This window comes from Flavobacterium sp. N2038 (genome assembly GCF_025947185.1).
Classification (GTDB): domain Bacteria; phylum Bacteroidota; class Bacteroidia; order Flavobacteriales; family Flavobacteriaceae; genus Flavobacterium.
In genome coordinates this window covers 197,497-215,110 of record NZ_CP110001.1, presented here as the reverse complement: position 1 = coordinate 215,110, position 17,614 = coordinate 197,497, and the positions used below count along the sequence as shown (strand labels likewise).

Here is a 17,614-nt window from a genome sequence, read left to right as displayed (position 1 = left end):
TTTTTAGAAGACCTACAAGGTTTTGGAAACCTTGCAGGACAACTAATAAGATTAAAAAAAAGACAAGTAATTTTGGGGAAAATCACTTGTCTTTGAAAAAATTATTTAGTTTCGATAATGCTTATTGCATAACCTCCGCCTGGAGCAGATAACTGTGATAATTTTGATTTATTTGTTACTGCAATTTTCTTGATGGTGTAAGCTTGCGGATTTGTTTTGTAATGCGCATCTTTTGCATCAGCATAAATTGTAGCGGTATATTTTTTACCTTTTTCAAGGAAGCTGAAATCGATGTTTGAAGTACGAGAAGTTTCTCCGTTTACGTTTCCAACGAACCAGTTGTTTGTTCCTTTTGCTTTACGGGCAACTGTAATAAAATCTCCTGGCTCTGCCTCGATATATTTACTTTCTGACCAATCTACAGCCACATCTTTAATGAATTGGAATGCATCCGGGAAACGGTTGTAGTTTTCTGGAGTATCAGCAGCCATTTGCAATGGACTATACATAGTAACGTATAAAGCCAATTGATTACAGATTGTACTGTTTACATGCGATTTATTATCAGGATTCATTTTGCTGATATCCATTTCGAAGATTCCCGGCGTGTAATCCATTGGTCCACCAATTAAACGTGTAAATGGTAAAACGGTAACGTGATTTGGTTTAGAACCTCCAAAAGCTTGGTATTCTGTTCCTCTTGCTGCTTCGTTTCCAATTAAGTTAGGATACGTTCTTGCAATTCCCGTTGGACGAACTGCTTCGTGAGCGTTTACCATAATTTTATAGTCAGCAGCTTTTTCGATAGCATATTGGTAATGGTTTACAATCCATTGGCTGTAGTGGTTTTCACCTCTAGGCAAAATATCACCTACGTAACCGCTTTTTACAGCATCGTATCCGTTATCGTTCATAAATTTGTAAGCAGCATCCATATGGCGCTCGTAGTTACGAACAGATCCAGAAGTTTCGTGGTGCATGATAATTTTTACACCTTTAGATTTTGCGTAAGCGTGAAGGCCTTTTACATCAAAATCGGGTAAGGAGTTAAGAAATCAAAAACATAATCTTTTGAATGTCCGAACCAGTCTTCCCAGCCTTCGTTCCATCCTTCAACTAAAACAGCGTCGAAACCATTTGCAGCAGCAAAATCAATGTATTTTTTTACGTTAGCATTGTTTGCTCCGTGAGTTCCGTTTGGTTTTGCTTTTGAGAAATCAGAAACACCCAATTGAACTGTCGGGAAATCGTTAGTGTAAGACCAAGAGCTTTTTCCTGTAATCATTTCCCACCAAACACCAACATATTTTACTGGTTTGATCCAAGAAGTATTTTCAATTTTTGATGGATCGTTTAAGTTATAAGTCATTTTTGAAGCTAAGATTTCTCTAGCATCGTCGCTTACGATAATCGTTCTCCAAGGCGAGTGATTTGGCGCCTGCATATGACCTTTGTCTCCTTTTGCATCTGGAGTTAACCAAGATTCGAAAACTAAGTTTTTATCGTCTAAATTCAAGTGCATACAAGAATAGTCAATCAGAGCTGCTTCGTGTAAGTTGATGTAGATTCCGTCATTAGTTTTTAACATCAAAGAAGTCTGAACTCCTGTTGGAGAAAAAGATCTTTGCGAAACGTTTGCCGTATAAGCTTTTTGAGATAAACCTCTAATTTCAGATAATTTGGATTTTGTATAATCGTATTCCTGTGTGTCATAATCTCCTGGAATCCAGAAAGCAGTATGATCTCCAGTCATAGCAAATTGAGATCTTTCTTCTTTGATTACAAAGTAAGTAAGATTCTTTTGAGCAGGAAACTCATAACGGAAACCTAAACCATCTTCAAATAAACGAAAGCGGATTACGATTTGTCTGTCTGTTCCTTTTTGGTTTAAAGTTACAGCCAATTCATTATAATGATTTCTAATGTTATCAACTTCTCCCCAAACCGGTTTCCAAGTTTCATCAAAAGTGGATGTTTTGGTATCAACTACAGTAAAGTCATTCAATAAAGATTTTTTGTCATCTTTAAGTTCAAGACCTAGTTTACTGGTTTTGACAACTTCTTTGTTTTTGTATTTTAAATTGTACGTTGGAGTTCCGTCGTTTTGAAGAGAAAATTCCATTACGAACTTGCCTTCGGGTGATTTTAATTGTTGTGCTTCTACAATACTGCTGAAAGCAAACAAGATTAAACTTGCGAAAAATAAGTTTTTCATGTTTTTAGTTTTTATGTAATTAATTAATTTGTACAAATTTACTTGCAATTATAGCGTTTCCGTTCACTACAATTGTTAAATCTTGATCGCCGTCTACAGTAAATGTTGTTTCGTTATGATTTACAGCTACTTTCAAAATTTGATTTCTGAAATTAATTTTAAAAGAGTAACCTTTCCATTCTTTTGGGATTTTTGGAGAGAAATGCAATTGATCATTTTTAACTCTCATTCCTCCAAAGCCTTCCACGATACTCATCCAAGTTCCGGCCATTGACGTAATATGGCAACCTTCTTCTACTTCTTTATTATAATCGTCCAAATCCAAACGAGACGTTCTTAGATAAAAAGTATATGCCATGTCCATTTTATCTAAAGCAGCAGCCTGAATGGAGTGTACACAAGGAGAAAGTGAACTTTCATGAACAGTAAACGATTCGTAAAACTCGAAATTTCGTTTTAATTCGTCTTTTGAGAAATGATCTTCAAAGAAATAGAAACCTTGTAAAACGTCGGCTTGTTTAATGTATGGCGAACGTAAAACACGATCCCAAGACCATTTTTGATTGATTGGACGCTGTGAACGATCTAAATCTTTTACCGGAACTAAATCCTTGTCTAAGAAACCATCTTGCTGCAAGAAGATCCCAAGTTCTTTAGAAATAGGAAAATACATATCGTCAGCCACTTTTTTCCATTCCTGAATTTCATTCGCCGAAAGGCTAACTTTTTCTAAAATGCGTTTATGATCTGCAGGATATTCTGAAGCTACTTTCTCGATTTGTTCAGCCGCAAAATCAATACACCATTTTGCAATATAATTGGTGTAGAAATTATTGTTGATGTTGTTTTCGTATTCGTTTGGACCTGTAACTCCAAGAATTACATATTGGTTTTTATCTTTAGAGAAAGAAGCTCTCTGGTGCCAGAAACGCGCAATACCAATTAAAACTTCTAAACCTTTTTCAGGAATATAAGAGTAATCGCCAGTGTAACGGTAATAGTTGTAAATCGCAAAAGCAATCGCACCATTTCTGTGAATTTCTTCGTGCGTGATTTCCCATTCGTTGTGACATTCTTCACCATTCATGGTAACCATTGGATAAAGCGCCGCGCCGTTTTTGAAACCTAAATTATCCTTAGCATTTTCAATCGCTTTATCTAATTGGTTGTAACGGTAGGTCAATAAATTTCTTGCAACTTGCTGATCTTTTGTCGCCATGTAAAACGGAATACAATATGCTTCAGTATCCCAATAAGTAGATCCGCCGTACTTTTCTCCAGTAAAACCTTTTGGACCAATGTTTAAACGAGAATCTTTTCCTGAATAGGTTTGGTTTAATTGGAAGATGTTGAAACGAATTCCTTGTTGTGCTTTTACATCGCCTTCAATAGTAATATCTGACATTTCCCAGATTTTTGCCCAAGCGTCAATTTGATTTTGAAGTAATGTTTCATATCCTAAACCAACGGCAGATTTGATTACTTTTTCGGCTCCAGCCAAAGTGTTTTCGTGGTTTAAAGAAACCGTATAACCTCCAATTTTTTGAATAGTTGAGGTTTGTCCTTTTGCAATAATAGTTCCGTATGTGTACTGAACTTTATCTATAGTTGAATCGATTGTTGATGGTGAAACATGAATGTCTTCACCGTTTGCCAAAATCGTATTGTGCATAAAAGTCGTAACTTTAAAATGCGTTTTAAACGTTTGAGCGGTTACAAAAGCTTCGTTTGTTCCTTTTTTAACTTCAAGAGGCTCCCAGAATTTTTCTTCCCAGTTGGCATCTTCATTGGTTACACCAGCGTCAACGTAAGGTTTGTAAACGATTTTTGCATCTTTATTTAAAGGTGTAATATCATATTTAATAATTCCTGCTTCGTCTAAATCTAATGAAAGAAAACGACGAACATTAACGGCAATTTCAGTTCCGTTTTTAAGAGTCGCTTCAAAAGAACGGTTGTACCATCCTTCTTTCATATTCAATTCTCTGCGGAAGTTCCTAACTTCGGTGCAAGTGTTTAAATCAAGATTTTCTTCGTTGATTTCAATGTCAATTCCTATCCAGTTTGGAGCATTTAATACTTTGGCAAAATATTTCGGGTATCCGTTTTTCCACCAGCCCACTTTTGTTTTGTCCGGATAATAAATTCCTGCGATATAACTTCCCTGAAAAGTTTCTGCTGAATATGTTTCTTCAAAATTGGCACGTTGTCCCATAGCACCATTTCCGATACTAAAAAGGCTTTCAGATGATTTTACTCTTTCGATGTCAAAACCTTCTTCTATTATAGACCAATTATCTGGTTTTATATAATCTTGGTTCATTTTTTTTAATTTGATAATTCAGTTAATTAGAAAATGAGATAATTACGCGATTTGGAAATTATCTAATTGACACATTTTCTAATTGATTAATTTTTCTATAAAGCTTGTTTCGATTTGGGTAAAATCTTTAAAAATATGATCAGCTTCATGTAAAATTGTTTCCTCACCAATTCCAACACTTACCATTTCTGCGATGTTTGCTGCCTGAATTCCAGCAACAGAGTCTTCAAATACAATTGAATTTTTTGGATCAATGTTTAATAATTGAGCCGCTTTTAAGAAAACTTCAGGATCTGGTTTTGCATTGCTGACATCGTTTCCGTCAACAATAACATCGAAGTAAGACAGAATCCCTGTTTTTTCTAAAATGGGTCTTGCATTTTTGCTGGCAGAGCCCAATGCAATTCCTTGATTTTTATCTTTTAATAGTTTTAGAATTGTAATAACTCCTGGAAGAACCTCACTTTCGTCCATGTCAACTAAATAAGATAAATAATCTTCGTTTTTCTGAATCAGCCATTTGTCTTTGTCTTCCTGAGAAGCCTGAACATTTCCTAATCCAAGTATTATATCCAACGAACGAACTCGGCTTACGCCTTTAAGAAGTTCGTTGTCTTCATGTGTAAAATTTATGTTTAATGATTTGGCAATTTTCTGCCAGGCTAAAAAGTGGTATTTAGCGGTATCAACGATCACTCCGTCAAGATCGAAGATGAATGCTTTTTTATTATTCATGAATTTCAATTTTAGTTTTGCTATTTACTCTAAGTGTAAGTAATCCGGCAAATATCATCGATACACCTCCAATTATTAAGGCGTAAATAGGTTCGTTATGAAAGAATTGTTTAATTACAAATCCTAATATTGTTGCAGCTACAATTTGTGGTATTACGACAAAAAAGTTGAAAACTCCCATATAATAACCCATTTTTGCTGCAGGCAAAGCGCCAGAAAGCATCGCATAAGGCATCGATAAAATACTTGCCCATGCAATACCAACACCTAACATTGGCAGGATTAGCATTTGTTTATCACCAATAAAATAAATCGAAATTAAACCAACACCTCCGGCACATAAGGCCAATAAATGTGTTGCTCTAACGCCTACTTTTTTTGCAATAACTGGTAATAAGAAAGCTACAGCCGCCGCAACTCCGTTATAAACTGTAAATAAAACAGAAACCCAGTCGGCAGCATCATTGTATACTTTTGAAGTGGTGTCTGTTGTGCCAAAAATGTGTTGTGTAACGGCTTGTGTGGTATAAATCCACATGGAGAAAAGCGCAAACCAGGAGAAAAACTGAACCCATGCTAATTTTTGCATTGTTCTTGGCATATTCAGTAAGTCGGTCATGATTATGGTAAAACCATTCTGAACTTTTTTAGTTCGTAATTGTGATGCAATTACAAATAAAACGCCCATAAAAATCAATCCGATGAATAGAATATATAACTCTTTTGCCAGACTGTTTTCAAAAATCAGAAACGAGATTAATCCTCCAATTGCGGTAAATAATAATCCTAAAAGCAATTGTTTTTTAATTGTAACACCTGATTCTGTTTCGGAATCAGCAGAAAGATTTTGGGAGTCTTTTTTGCTGTTAGCTTCAAAAGCATGTAATTCTTCCGGCGTATATTCTGTAGTCTTAAAAACAGTCCATAAAACGGAAAGGAGAAAAACGATTCCACCAATATAAAAAGACCATTTTACTGCATCCGGAATAATTCCTTCTGGTGCAGTATTACTTACTCCAAAAACATTTGTGAAAAGATAGGGCAAAACAGAACCTACAACGGCGCCGGTACCAATGAAAAAACTCTGCATTACAAAACCTAATGCACGCTGATGGTCAGGTAAATTATCTCCGACAAAAGCACGAAAAGGCTCCATTGAAACATTTATCGAGGCATCCATTATCCATAATGTACCTGCAGCAATCCATAAAGTTGGAGAGTTGGGCATTATGAATAATGCGATAGAAGATAAAAGCGCGCCAATTAAAAAATAAGGGCGACGACGTCCTAAACGAGTCCATGTTCGATCACTGAAATAACCAATAACAGGCTGAATTATTAAGCCAGAAACAGGGGCAGCAATCCACAAGATTGGGATTTCATCTATTTTAGCACCAAGGGTTTCAAAAATTCTTGAAGTATTTGCATTTTGCAGTGCAAAACCGAATTGTATTCCTAAGAAACCGAAACTCATGTTCCAAATTTCCCAGAAACTTAATTTACGCTTTTCCATTATCGTAATTAAAGAATTAATTAGACGATAAGCGCTTTGCTTATCAAAACTTACTATTTTTTCGAAGTAAAAGTAAAAGCTTTGAGCGGCGTAAAAGTATTAATTATTTTTTTATTTATGCTAATAAAAAAGCCATAAATATTTTTTATAGCTTTAGAATGTGTTGATTTTAAGAAAATTAGTCAGTAGATTCTCGTTCTATTAAATGTGTTTCTATAACTTCTGTGGTGTAATTTTCGTTTTCTTCGTCATCATCATCATGTTCAGCTTCAAGTCTTTCGATCAGCATTTTAGCAGCTTTATTTCCCATTTTTTCGCCACTTTGACTTACTGTTGTAATACTTGGAGTGGAGTATTTTGAAATAATTCCGTCAGTAAAAGCAATCACTGCTAAATCTTCAGGAACTTTTAATCCCATTTTTGATGCCGTTTTAATAATTGTTACGGCAAAAAGTTCATTTACAGCAAAAACAGCATCAAAGGCTCTGTCGTGTAAAAGTTGGCTAATCGTAATTTCGCAAGTATCTACATCTTCAATTTTTATGATTAAATCTTCGTTGAAGGGTATTCCGTTATCCAGCAGTGCTTTTTCATAACCATCAGTTCTTAGTTTACCTACACTCACATAATCAACAGTTGTTACCAGAGCAATCTTTTTTCGACCGTTGTCAATTAAGCTCTGAACAGCTTCGTAGGCCGCAGCTTTATCATCAATAATAACTTTGTCGCATAAAATATCATTGGTAACACGGTCAAACATTACAACAGGCATTCCCTGATTTATAACCTCTGTAATATGATGAAAATCGCCTTTGAATTGTGTTTCTTTAGAAAGTGACATGATAAAACCGTCGATGCTTCCGTTGGCTAACATTTCCATATTCAGGACTTCTTTATCAAACGAATCATCGGACAAACAAATGACAACACTATATCCGTTTTCATTGGCAACTTGTTCGATTCCGTTGATTACGGTAGAGAAAAAATAATGTACAATTTCCGGAATGATAATACCAATACTTTTTGTTTTTCGGTTTTTTAAACTAAGGGCAATATTGTTGGGTTTATAGTTGTAAAACTTTGCAAAAGCCTGCACTTTTAATCGTGTTTCTTCGCCAATTTCAAGACTGTTTCTAAGTGATTTTGAGACAGTTGAAATAGATACATCGAGTTCTTTTGCAATCTGTTTTAAGGTTATTTTGCGTTTCATGGTAGTTAATTGAAAAAAATCTAATTAGTAATAAAGGTATCTGAAATTTTTATATTCAGCAATTTTTGACTTAAAAGATTACAAAAAATAGAAAGTTTTCAACACTACCACGTTTTCGTAAACCAATAAAAATTGCCTCAGGTTGGGCGTGTTAATAAATTCCTAATTTTGAAATTCGAAGTAAAATTAAAAACTTAACTAACAATCACAAACTCAAACTAATTTAAACAAAAAGTATGAAAACAATTTACAAAAAGTTGTTATTTTTATTCCTGTTGTTGCCGTTTAGTGTACTCGCTCAAAGTACCTTAAGCGGAACTGTTGTCGAAAAGTCAGGACAACCAATTCCGGGGGTAAATGTAAATGTACAAGGCACGCCAGGTGGTGCTTCTACAGATTTTGATGGAAAGTTTCAGTTGCCTAATGTGAAAAAAGGAGACAAAATTCAGGTCTCTTTTATTGGGTACAAAACTTACTCTCTTATCTATGATGGACAAAAATCAATAAACGTAATCTTACAGGAAGATTCAAACGAACTTAAAGAAGTAGTGGTTCAGGTAGGTTACGGATCTGCAAAAAAGAAAGACGTAACAGGTGCGGTATCTAAGGTTACTGCAGAGAATCTGAATCAGGGAACTTTGGTAGATCCTATTCAGGGACTACAAGGTAAAGCTGCCGGTGTTTCGATCACAAAACAAGGGGGTGACCCAAATAAAGGTTTTGATGTTCGTATTCGTGGTGCTGCAGGTTTTGCTGCCGGAGGTTCGCCTTTATATGTAGTTGACGGAATTAGAGGGGTAGATCCTACAACGATTTCGCCTGACGACATTGTTTCTTATGACATTCTTAAAGATGCGGCTTCAACTGCAATTTATGGTGCTGATGGAGCAAATGGAGTTGTTTTCATTACAACTAAAAAAGGAAAATCAGGAAAAACTACAATAGAATTTAATTCGTCAATTGCTACAGATAAGGCAATAGAGCAAAAATTTATTTCTGCAGGCAGATATAGAGAATATATTGCAGCGCATCCAAATATAGATTTTACAGATAACGGAGGCAGTGTTGACTGGCAAAATGAAATCTTCAGAACAGGTTTTACAAAAGTAAACAGCTTAGCGGTTTCCGGAGGAAGTGAAACTAGTAATTATAGAGGGTCTATCTCAAACAGTGACTTTGAAGGGGTAATTAGAAACTCAGGAAAAAAGAGAACTGTTGGTCGATTAAATGTAACTCAAAAAGCATTTAATGATAAAATGACTATCGACATGGGGCTTTCTGCCACTATCGAGCACAATGATTATGTAAATTATGGAACAGATGGTAAAGACCAGGTAATTTATCAGGCTTTCCAAAGGCTACCAACCGATCCTGTTTACAATGCTGAAGGAAAGTTGTTTGAAGCTCCGGGAACAAATAATTATTATAATCCATTGCATTCTGTTAATAATATTGAAAACAACAGAGACGCAAAATTCTTATCAGGTAATTTAGCTTTGTCTTATGAGTTGGCAAAAGGATTAACTGGTAAAGTTTCGGGGAGTTACTTGAGAAACGATAGTGAAAGTACTTATTTTGAGCCAACTTATAATTACATTTTTACTGGTACGACAGAAACACCAATTTACACAGGATATGGAAAAAGATCTTATGCTAATTGGGAGCAAGGTTTAATTGAGGCGACTTTGACTTATAAAAAGACATTTGCAGAATCTCATAATGTAACCTTACTAGGTGGTTACTCTTATAGAACAACTGATAGTGACGGTTTTAATATGGAAGCAAATAATCCTACTTCTAATACTCTTGGATCAGATAATTTTGAAAATTTCGAGACTATTGTTTTAGGAAATATGAAATCTTATAAAAACGAACGTAAAGACATCGGTATGTTTGCAAGAGCTACATATGATTTCGAGTCTAAATATTATGTAACCGGAATGATTCGTAGAGATGGATCTTCAATTTTTGGTGACAATGAGCAATGGGGTTATTTCCCATCTGTACAAGTAGCCTGGAATATAGCTAATGAGAATTTTATTAAAGACAATGTAAGTGCATTGAATTTATTGAAATTCAGAGGGAGCTGGGGTATTTCCGGAAACAGTAATTTACCGATTGATGCAAAAGACTTAGCGGTTAGACCATCTATTCAGGGTGGATTAGTAGCATACGGATACAGTCATAATGCTAATCCTGATTTAAAATGGGATCAAAATACAGAGACAAACTTAGGTCTTGATTTTGGATTGTTTAATAACAGATTATCGGGATCGGTTGAATTTTACAGCAAGAAAATTACAGATATGTTAATTGCTAATACAAACGTACCAACTGAAACAAATTTCTCAAATACAACATTTATTAATGGTGGAGAAATGAAAAACTCAGGAATTGAGGCAACTTTAAGTGCTAAAGTAGTAGATAACGGAAAATTTAGCTGGAATACTACAGTTGTATATACACAGAATAAACAAGAAGTTATTGCTTTAGGAAATTCTCGTTATAACTATTCGTTTATTGATACTGGTTATATTTCAGGACCTGGTTTAGTTGGTGTTCCAACGCAAAGAATGCAGGCTGGATATAAATTGGGTACATTTTTCGGATATGAATATGCGGGAGTATCAAACGGTAAATGGTTAATCAAAGGAAATGATAATCAGTTGCATTACTTAGAAGATGTAGCAAACTCTGATGAGCATAAAAAAGTGCTTGGTAATGCTTTGCCGGATTTTGAGATGGGATGGAGCAACTATTTTAAATACAAAAACTGGGATTTAAGCATGTCATTCAGAGCAGTTGTGGGTAATGATGTTTACAATGCAACAAATCAGGTTTTTGGTAACCCGGATCAGGTAGGAACAAGAAGTGTAAACAATGAGGCCCTACTTCTAAATGATGCTGGAATTCAAGGAGCATATAGCGCATTGTCTTATTATATCGAGGATGCAAGTTTTATAAAACTGGATAACATCAATTTAGGTTACACTTTTGTAAATCCTTCATTTGCTTCGGCAATTTCTAAACTTCGTTTTTATGCTTCTATGAATAATGTATTTACCTTGACTAATTACGGAGGGGCTGATCCTGAAGTTAATTTCTCTGGAGGAAAAGACAATAAAGAAATCTTTTTTGGAATAGATAACTACAATAATTATCCAAAAACAAGAACCTTAACATTTGGTTTGAATCTTTCATTTTAATACATAAATCATGAAACTAAAAAATAAAATAACAGTATTAGGTTTAAGCTTTTTAGCTTTTTCTTGTACTGATCTAGATACAACAAATAGCGAGTATTTGACAGGAGAGCAATATCCTGAGACAACAGAACAAGCTTTAAATCTTGCTACTCCTGTTTTTGCTAAAACACAAGCAATGCTTGATAATGGCGGATGGTGGTTTGCTCAGGAGTTAAGCTCTGATGAAGCAGTTTGTCCTACAAGAGGAGCAGACTGGGATGATAGTGGTAAGTGGAGAGCTTTATCAAGACATACATGGGGGCCAAAAACTGAGGCAGTTGTAAATCTGTACAATATGATTTATTCTGCGGTACCACAAGCTAATTATGCGATTGAGACATTGACTCCGGCTTCTTTAACAAATCCAAGAGTAGCTAAAGTATTGGCTCAGGTAAAAGTTTCAAGAGCTTATTACTACTATTTAGCTATTGATAGTTTTGGAGATGTTGCTTTTCCAACCACTTTTACAGGTGCTGATGAGTTTCCAAAAAAGACACCAAGAGCAGAAGTTTTTGCAGCTATTGTTAAAGATGTAGAAGATAACGTAGCGTTATTACCAAAACAAGGTGATGATGGAATTGTAAGAAGTGATATTACACAAGGTATGGGGTATACACTTTTGGCTAAATTGTATCTGAACGCAAAAGTATATACTGGTACTGCAATGTGGGAGAAAGCTATCGCAGCTTGCGATAAAGTATTGGCATTAGGATATTCTCTGGAATCTAATCCGTTAGCTCCATTTGCAACTCAAAATGAAAATTGTAAAGAAAATATTTATACAATTCCTTTTGATCAGGATACTTACAAAGGGTTTAATCTTCATATGCGTACATTAATTGATTTGTCTCAGCAGACTTTCAACATGAGTACAGCTCCATGGAATGGTTTTGCGACTCTGGAAGCGCACTACAATACATTTCCTGCAGATGATAAAAGGTTAGCAGGTATTCTTGTAGGACAGCAAAGAACAAAAGCGGGAGATATTATTCTAGATCCTAAATCAGGGAATGCAAACTTAGTTTTTACGGCTAATATTCCGAATCTACAAATGTCTCTTGGACAAAATACGCAAGAGCAGATTAGAATGGCCGGAGCCAGACCTGTTAAATGGGAAATTGCTCCGGGAGCGAAAGAAAATTTAAGTAATGACTTTCCTCTTTTCAGATTAGCAGACGTGAAGCTTATGAAAGCTGAAGCTTTAGTTTGGTTAAATGGTGCTGGTGCAGGTGATGCATTAGTAAATGAAATTAAGGGCAGAGCCGGAATTACTCAAACAAGCGGTTACACTTTGAATGATATTTTAGCTGAAAGAGGTAGAGAGATGATGTGGGAAGGACACCGTCGTCAGGATTTAATTCGTAACGGTAAATTTGAAAATGTATGGTGGGAAAAATCAGATACAGATCCTAACCATAGATTGTTCCCTCTTCCTCAGTCTGCAATCAATGCAAACCAAAACTTATTGCCACAAAACCCAGGATATTAATAATATAAAAATATAAATCAAAATGAAAAAATTAACTTTTTTATTACTAGGACTACTTGCATTTGCTGTAACATCATGTAGTGATGACGATCCGGATATTATCGTAAACGAAAACGAAAAAATAACAACTTTACCAGTTTTGGAAGCTCTTCCGGCACCTGCTGAATATGCTGTTCAACAAGATGTAAATGAAGATAAAGAAGCAGGTACTTTTAAATGGTCTGCAGCAAATTTACAATACAACGGACCGGTAAGCTATTACATTCAAATTGCTCCGGCTGGGAGTGATTTTTCTAGCGCTGTAGATGTGTTTTCAACTAGTGTTTCAACTACATCACAAGCTTTTACTTTTGGAGATTTAAATGCAGCTGTAAATAGACTAAGTGCTACATTGATTTCTAATGGAAAAGCAAAAATTAAATTTGGTACTTTGGCTGAATTTGATGTGCGTGTTAAAGCAATTGCTGAAAAATCTTTAGTGGTTGGTTATTCTACAACACAATTAATGAAAATTAATGCTTACGAAAAAATTGTGGTTATTACTCCAACATTATTTTTAGTTGGTGCTCCACAAGCTTATTATGGAAAATCTGGCTGGGATGAGAAAAATGGTCTTTCAATGAAGTATGTTGGAGATTCGAAAAAAGGTACAAAAGTTTTTGAAGCTTATGTAAAAGTTGCTATTGGAGATGGATTCAAATTTACAGGAGACGGAAAAACTTGGGATAATGGTAACTATGGTACAGATGGAGCAGTTGCTGCAATTTCTGGAGGACAAGAATTTAGTTTAAAAGACTCAGGCGCGAGTAGCGATCTTAAAGTTGCTGAGGCTGACGGTGCTGGATTATACTATGTTCGTGTTGATATGGATGCAATGAAAGTTAAAGTTATAAAAATGAACTGGGGTGTAATTGGTGCTGCTACTGCTGGTGGATGGAATGACGAAAGCGCAATGGGGTATGATTTTGCATCAAACACTTGGGCATATGCAGGAACAGATATTACCGCAGGAGAAATGAAATTCAGATCTAAAAATACTGGTATTTACATTAACGGAAGTGAAGGAAGCTGGACATACAATGTAGGTGATTTACTTTTTGTTGGTGATGGTGGTACAGGTAAAAACTTTGTAGTTGCTGCTGGTGCTAAACCAAAATTAGTAGTGAATTTTGATGGAACTGCTGTTGTTTCAGGATTGTAATACTTATAAATAGATTTTAAAAGGGCTGTCGTAAGACAGCCCTTTTTTTATGTAATTGTTTGAAATAAACCTGTATCCGGATATTTTTCTGTTTTTAATAATTTGCAATTGCAGTAAATAAATGCAAGTAAAATTTAATGCTAAAAGAGTTTAAAATAATGTGCCCAATCTGCTGATGTTGTAAATGATGAAACACATTTAACTGAGTGGTTTTTTATTAATTTGAGTAATTAGCATAGAGATATGTGCTTATTTGATAATAAAAGGAGTTTAAAATAAGCCATTTAGGAATTTCATTTTTATAATAATTTTCGGTGATTTAAAATAAAGTTTTAAACACTACAACGTTGTCGTGACTCAATTTCGAAAACGCTGTAGTGGATTTACAGTTAATAAGATATCTTTATTAATTATCTCAGTTTTTGCTTTAAAATATCTTAACTAAAATTATGAAAAAAACTATACTTTTAATTCTCTTTTTATTATCGATTACTGCATATTCTCAGCAAATTACAGTTTCCCCGGCTGTATTTCAGGTAAATCAGTCCATAACGATTACAGCTTCATTTACATCAAGTACTTGTAATACAATGGGCACTAATCCGACGAAAGTTTATATGCATTCAGGAATTGGTACCGAAGCCAATCCATGGCAGGTTACCAAAGGAAATTGGGGTGCCGATGATGGTGTTGGTCTGATGACAAAAAATGCAAATGGTACCTGGAGTATCACCATTACACCAAGCATTTATTTTGGATTAAATGCGACTCAGCAAGCTGCGGCAGTAAAAATGGGGCTTGTATTTAGAAACGCTAACGGATCTCAAACCTTAAAATTAGCACCATCTTGTTCTGACTTTTTTCTGAATGTTGGCTCTTTTCAGGTAACGCTAAATTCTCCTGCTGAAAACAGCAGTACAATTTTGGCTTCAGGTTCTGCTTTTAATATTGCAGCAACAAATACAAATGGTGTCGCAAGTTATGTTTTAAAATCAAATGGAGTTGAGATTAACGCCAACACAAGTACATCCAGTTACGCATTCAATCATACTGGTATTGTTGATAATCAGAGTTACGAATTAGCGGTTACTCAGGGGGCAACGACGGTTGTGAAAAAATTCTCGGTCGTTATCGATCCAAACACAGTTTCAGAGGCAATGCCGGCTGGATTGGTAGATGGAATAAATTACAATACTGCAGATGCAACAAAAGCGACTCTGGTTTTAGATGCACCCTTAAAGGATTTTGTTTACGTTGCCGGAAGTTTTAATAATTGGCAGCCAACAACAGCATATGCAATGAAAAAAGATCCGGTTTCAGGTAAATTCTGGCTGGAATTGACAGGATTGGTTTCTGGACAAAATAATACATATCAATATTGGGTTGTTGATAAAACGCCTCTTGCGAATTCTCCATCAATGGTAAAAGTCGCTGATCCTTATTCAACTTTAGTGTTGTCGCCGTATGATGATCCTTCGATTCCGGCAACTTCTTATCCAAATATTCCCGCTTATCCGGCAGGTCAGAGCTTTGAAGTTACCGTTCTTAAAACAGGACAAACGCCTTACAACTGGCAGGTTACGAATTTTGTAAAGCCAGAAAAAGACAAGTTAGTAGTTTATGAGGTTTTAGTTCGTGATTTTGATGCTACAAGAAATTTTCAAAGTTTAATAGATCGAATTGAATATTTTAAAACGCTTAAAATTAATGCTATCGAATTAATGCCGGTAATGGAGTTTGAAGGCAATGAAAGTTGGGGGTATAATACCTCGTTTCATATGGCATTAGATAAATTTTACGGTACATCAGATAAATTAAAGGAGCTTATCGATTTGTGTCATCAAAACGGAATCGCTGTTATTCTGGATGTGGCTTTAAATCATGCTTTCGGGAGAAACCCAATGATAAGAATGTGGATGAATGATCCGGACGGAGACGGCTTTGGTTCTCCAACGACAGAAAATCCATACTTTAATACCGTTGCAAAACATACCTATAGTGTAGGGGAAGATTTTAATCATCAATCTGCAAAAACACAATATTATGTAGATCGTGTTATCAAACAATGGATTGAAGAGTATAAAATTGATGGTTTCCGTTGGGATTTAACCAAAGGATTTACACAAGCATGTACAGCTTCAGATCAGGCTTGTACAGATGGATATCAGCAGGATAGAGTTGATGTTTTAAGAAAATATGCAGATTATTCTTGGAGTCTTGACCCGACACATTACATTATTTTTGAACATTTAGGAAATTCTGATCTTGAAGAGCAACAATGGGCAAATTACAGAGTGGGAGAAACACCAAGCAAAGGAGTTATGATGTGGGGTAAAATGACAGATCAGTACAATGAATTGTCTATGGGATATACTAGTAATATATCAAGAATGATGAGTTCTAATCATGGCTTTACAGGAAACCGTTTAATGGGTTATGCCGAAAGTCATGACGAAGAACGTTTGATGTATAAAAATGTAAAATATGGAAATTCGGCAGGAAGTTACAATGTAAAAACATTGAATACGGCTTTGTCAAGAATGTCAGCAATTGGCGCCGTTTCATTACTGGTTCCTGGTCCAAAAATGATTTGGCATTTTGGTGAGTTAGGGTGGGATGATTCAATTTATACGTGTAATAATGGTACTATAAATGACACTTCGGCAACGATTGGCGGCGATTGTAAATTAGATACGAAGCCGCAACCACAATGGGCAGAAAATTGGTTGGGAGATACAAATCGTAATAAGATTTATTATGATTGGGCAAAAATGATCAACATGAAAGTTACAGAACCTGTGTTTTTAGGAACCGCTACTATGGCAAATACAAGTGCAGTAACTGTAAATATAAAAATTACAAACAGCAATCTTGCAGCGACACAATTAAAAGATGTGCTAATCATTGCCAATTTTGATGTTACGGCAAAGAATGTTGCAACAGGATTTCAATATGCGGGAGCATGGTACAACCTGATGGAGAATACAACCTTAAATGTTACCGATGTAAATGCTACAATAAATTTAGGTCCGGGAGAGTACAGAATCTACGGAAATAAAACAGCCAATTTGGCGCTGCCTGAATTTGAAACTGGAAATACGGTTAATTTATACCCAAATCCGGTAGTTAATTATTTTACCCTGAATATTGCGACTACAAAAGTGCAGGTTTATGCAATATCAGGTCAATTAGTAAAAAGCTTTGCTTCAAGTGGAAATGTAGATTTTCAGTTTGGTGTAAGCGAGTTAAAAACAGGATTATATTTTGTAAAAGCACTGGATGAAAATAATAAAGTTCAGGTAATGAAATTTATTAAAAAATAAAGATGTCAATTTTTAAAGGATTTTAGGCAAAAACGAAATCGTATTTCTAGGTCTAAAACTATAAAAAGAGCATGTAAAATTTGGTTAGTTAGTAAAGTAAAAGGGCTGTCTGTTTCATTAGGCAGCCCTTTTCTGTTTGAGTAGTTTTGGTTATTTTTTCTCGTTGTATTCTCGAATCAAAGAAAAATAGCCAAAAGTTCCCAAGCCTAAAACGATTAGCGGGGTGAGAATAAAAAGAATTATGATTTCAGAAATAACGACTGCTAAACTCCCGAAAATGTAAAAATCATACCATTCAATCATGATGCCCATAGAAGAGGCCGAAATCACTTTCTAAATGCCCTTAATAGAAGTTTTATC

General features: G+C 35.3%; 10 protein-coding genes and 1 pseudogene. 4 read left to right on the top strand and 7 right to left on the bottom strand.

Annotated elements, in window-relative coordinates:
• Positions 1 to 101: 101 nt before the first annotated feature.
• From OLM51_RS20425 to OLM51_RS00795, 6 genes and pseudogenes are all read right to left on the bottom strand, one after another.
• Positions 102 to 491, bottom strand: a complete 390-nt coding sequence (locus tag OLM51_RS20425) for a glycoside hydrolase family 97 C-terminal domain-containing protein (protein ID WP_319799983.1) — start codon at positions 489 to 491, stop codon at positions 102 to 104.
• A pseudogene (locus OLM51_RS00815) lies at positions 486 to 2,122 on the bottom strand (glycoside hydrolase family 97 catalytic domain-containing protein); the annotation flags it as partial. The pseudogene OLM51_RS00815 and the gene OLM51_RS20425, both read right to left, overlap by 6 nt.
• A gap of 112 nt (positions 2,123 to 2,234) precedes the next feature.
• Complete coding sequence (locus OLM51_RS00810) at positions 2,235 to 4,538, bottom strand: glycoside hydrolase family 65 protein (protein WP_264552536.1); 2,304 nt, start codon at positions 4,536 to 4,538, stop codon at positions 2,235 to 2,237.
• 78 nt (positions 4,539 to 4,616) lie between these two features.
• Positions 4,617 to 5,273, bottom strand: coding sequence for a beta-phosphoglucomutase (pgmB, locus tag OLM51_RS00805; protein WP_264552535.1), 657 nt, complete (start codon positions 5,271 to 5,273; stop codon positions 4,617 to 4,619).
• A complete protein-coding gene (locus tag OLM51_RS00800; RefSeq protein ID WP_264552534.1) occupies positions 5,266 to 6,786 on the bottom strand; it encodes an MFS transporter in 1,521 nt (506 codons plus the stop codon). Before OLM51_RS00800 ends, pgmB begins: the two co-directional genes overlap by 8 nt.
• A 178-nt stretch (positions 6,787 to 6,964) precedes the next feature.
• Positions 6,965 to 7,996, bottom strand: a complete 1,032-nt coding sequence (locus tag OLM51_RS00795) for a LacI family DNA-binding transcriptional regulator (protein WP_264552533.1) — start codon at positions 7,994 to 7,996, stop codon at positions 6,965 to 6,967.
• Positions 7,997 to 8,232: 236 nt separating this feature from the next.
• Between OLM51_RS00795 and OLM51_RS00790 the strand changes: the two genes are divergently transcribed.
• From OLM51_RS00790 to OLM51_RS00775, 4 genes are all read left to right on the top strand, one after another.
• Positions 8,233 to 11,202: a SusC/RagA family TonB-linked outer membrane protein gene (locus tag OLM51_RS00790; RefSeq protein ID WP_264552532.1), complete on the top strand. Its 2,970-nt coding sequence runs from the start codon at positions 8,233 to 8,235 to the stop codon at positions 11,200 to 11,202.
• Positions 11,203 to 11,212: 10 nt separating this feature from the next.
• Positions 11,213 to 12,730 carry a RagB/SusD family nutrient uptake outer membrane protein gene (locus tag OLM51_RS00785; RefSeq protein ID WP_264552531.1) on the top strand — a complete coding sequence of 506 codons (1,518 nt, stop codon included), beginning with the start codon at positions 11,213 to 11,215 and terminating at the stop codon, positions 12,728 to 12,730.
• A gap of 22 nt (positions 12,731 to 12,752) precedes the next feature.
• Positions 12,753 to 13,931 (top strand): SusE domain-containing protein, encoded by a 1,179-nt coding sequence (locus tag OLM51_RS00780; protein WP_264552530.1) that lies wholly within the window; start codon positions 12,753 to 12,755, stop codon positions 13,929 to 13,931.
• 449 nt (positions 13,932 to 14,380) lie between these two features.
• A complete protein-coding gene (locus OLM51_RS00775) occupies positions 14,381 to 17,254 on the top strand; it encodes an alpha-amylase family glycosyl hydrolase (protein ID WP_264552529.1) in 2,874 nt (957 codons plus the stop codon).
• A 150-nt stretch (positions 17,255 to 17,404) separates the two neighbouring features.
• On the opposite strand, the gene OLM51_RS20435 is transcribed toward OLM51_RS00775, so the two are convergent.
• Positions 17,405 to 17,470, bottom strand: coding sequence for a hypothetical protein (locus OLM51_RS20435; RefSeq protein ID WP_413614536.1), 66 nt, complete (start codon positions 17,468 to 17,470; stop codon positions 17,405 to 17,407).
• Positions 17,471 to 17,614: the final 144 nt, after the last annotated feature.